This is a genomic window from Vallitalea sp., from assembly GCF_025211055.1.
GTDB lineage: Bacteria > Bacillota > Clostridia > Lachnospirales > Vallitaleaceae > Vallitalea.
On record NZ_JAOARO010000044.1, the window covers coordinates 1 to 2,597 of the forward strand.

Sequence of the window (2,597 nt, forward strand, 5' to 3'; positions counted from 1 at the left end):
GGAGGATTGAGTTTACTCAACATATTAATTAAGCTTCTAGCTTAGAACTTTAGTGGGCTTTAGCCCAGGACCAATTAGGACTTTCAGTCCTCGGCATTTATGCCATAAATCCACCTGCTTTAGCAGGTGGGTAGTTTAAGCCATTCATTACTTTCAGTATGCGAAGCACAAATATCAGCAATATCATCAGCAAACGAAATACCTTCAGTCTCTGGAATACAGAATAATGATTGTTTTTTCATATTTCTAATATGTTTCCCAGCCCTTAATCCATGTATAGGTCTAAAACACTCTTGTAGAGTACTCTTTTCATCTTTATATTCAGTATAGATCAATGAGTATTTCATGCCCGTTTCATTTTTATCACTACTTTTAAGTTGATTTATCTCCAAATCACTAACGACCATTCCAATATCATGTAATAAAGCTGCATAAATAATCATAGTAATCTCTAAATCTGATAACGCATCAATGTCATTAATAAGCTCACTCATGTATTCAAGCACTCTTAAAGAATGGTCTATCCCATGTTCAGTGTAATTATTAAAAATATTATTCATTTTAGGAAGCATATCCTTTGAATATCTATAAGTATCCTCAATCATAGATATGAATTTACTCTCTCGCTCTTGTAATTTAACATATAAGAGGTTGTTCTTTAATTGTTCCATTCTACTAAACCACCTTTTTCAAATTATACTCTTGATATATAAACTTAATAAGATGCTCGTAATTTAACTATTTTTCATTCAAATTTTTAGTATTATTAGCTTAATGCATATTTAATAAAACATATATATAATTTTATCACAATAAGTTTAAAAAGCAATATGAACGTTTTTAGATACTGTATCGTAGAAAAGGGAGATAAGTATGGGATAAGTCGCCCGAAGGGCGAGAAAGAAAAAGAAGGGGGAAGACCTTAGAATCTCTTCGTAGGCTTTGACCCTAGTGCTTTTCACTTTATGGCTAATGATTGAAAGCTAAAGCCATCCCGTTAGTGTTTTTGATTAACAGATAACTTTTCCTCTATAGTAGAATAGCACTTATATGTACATTGTATACACATGCTACTATATCCACTTGGATGGTATTGGTTTCTCTAAATGATTAAGGCTTACGACCCTAGTGTATTTACTTTATGGCTACTACCTATTGATAATAAGATAAATGGAGAGAGCATATCCCTAACAGTAGATTGTTGGGATATGCTCTCTCTTATAGATTTACGATTATTTTCATCATTTCTGATATATCAGTTAGATAATTATTTGTAAGTTTTGATAGAATTCTTCTAAACCCTATGCTAGGGTACTTTTATAAGCTTTTTTCTTGTAAATAACCAAGATATCATACTATATATATTACCAACGCAATTATTATAAACACAACTCCAAATAATATTAAGAAATAGTTAGCTATTTTACCCCATGCAGAAGTATTGTCATATTCAAGGTCTCCTCCACGTCCAATTATTATTGTATTTGTTTTCAGACCAATAATTCCTGCAAAAACAATAATATTCATACTCATTATTAACATCAAGAGCTTTATTAGATCATAATCAAGTAACTTTGAATAATAAAATATACCTGTAATAATAAGAAGAAGTACCATATATATGTTTAATGCTCTTTTCATAGTTTTCTTTTTCATTTATTTACCTCTTTCTTAACTATAAATATTCTACTGATCTACAAAAACACCCCTTAATGGGTCATCACTAATAGCTTCAACAATAGCTGAATATGAACCATAAATTGGGATAAGCCCAGTTAACCAACTTCCAAAGTATCCTCCATCATCAAATTCGCCTGTCCCTCCATCAACAAATGTTTGAGAACCAATGGCTATTTTATTAGGAGTAGCGAAACCACGAGTTGCTTTCCAAATATCTGAACCACTCTTCGCTGCTTTTGCTGCTTTTGCAAATTTTAATACAGCAACTATATCTGAAGCAACACTAATTCCTGCATTAGCCCAATCTCCCACTTTGTCCCATTTGTGACGATTATCAAGTTCATTCATTCCCTCGATTGTAGCAATTACCTCATTTGTTCCAGCTTCAATAAATCCTTTCTTTTCGTTATTAAATGCACCAGTCTTATATGTACTATAACCTGAACCGTCACTTGTCCCATACAATACCATGTTCAAGTTAGTAAATTCATGCTTTTTTAAAGTCGTGGTGAATTTCTTCACTGCTTCTCCCAATATATATCGTTTACCATCACTATAACTTAATGCACGTGGACTTTCATTATCAAGGCTCCACCCATCAGTAAGCCATGTTGAACTATCACTTAAATCAATAGTCACAAACTTGCGTTCTGTATATGTATAAGTGAAATCAGAAACTATATGCTTATGGCCACTTGGGTCTATGTAGACTACTGGATTATTATGGCAATATGTATACAAATTCAAGCTCAGTGGGTCACTTGGATTCCCCCTATAACTATCCTCTTGTATAACCCCATTTTCCATTAAATCATTAATCCCAATCATATGCAAAGCTTGGAAAGTAGCTTTATCTAATTGACCTGTTACATCAACATTTAATCCTTTTTCTTGAATATACTGTTGTAATTTCTTTA

The 2,597-nt window shown here is 32.3% G+C and carries 2 protein-coding genes and 1 pseudogene; all 3 read right to left on the reverse strand.

From position 1 onward, the window contains the following. Positions 1–119: 119 nt before the first annotated feature. On the reverse strand, positions 120–671 hold the full coding sequence (locus N4A55_RS05775; protein ID WP_293754571.1) for an HD domain-containing protein: 552 nt from the start codon (positions 669–671) through the stop codon (positions 120–122). Positions 672–1,350: 679 nt separating this feature from the next. Beyond that, positions 1,351–1,656, reverse strand: coding sequence for a hypothetical protein (locus tag N4A55_RS05780; RefSeq protein ID WP_293754572.1), 306 nt, complete (start codon positions 1,654–1,656; stop codon positions 1,351–1,353). A 30-nt stretch (positions 1,657–1,686) separates the two neighbouring features. Next, positions 1,687–2,597: pseudogene (locus tag N4A55_RS05785) on the reverse strand (hypothetical protein); the annotation flags it as partial.

What these genes read in the sequence shown, in the direction of transcription:
- N4A55_RS05775 (WP_293754571.1), bottom strand. Translation starts at nt 671, where the DNA reads ATGGAACAATTAAAGAACAACCTCTTATATGTTAAATTACAAGAGCGA.
- N4A55_RS05780 (WP_293754572.1), bottom strand. Translation starts at nt 1,656, where the DNA reads ATGAAAAAGAAAACTATGAAAAGAGCATTAAACATATATATGGTACTT.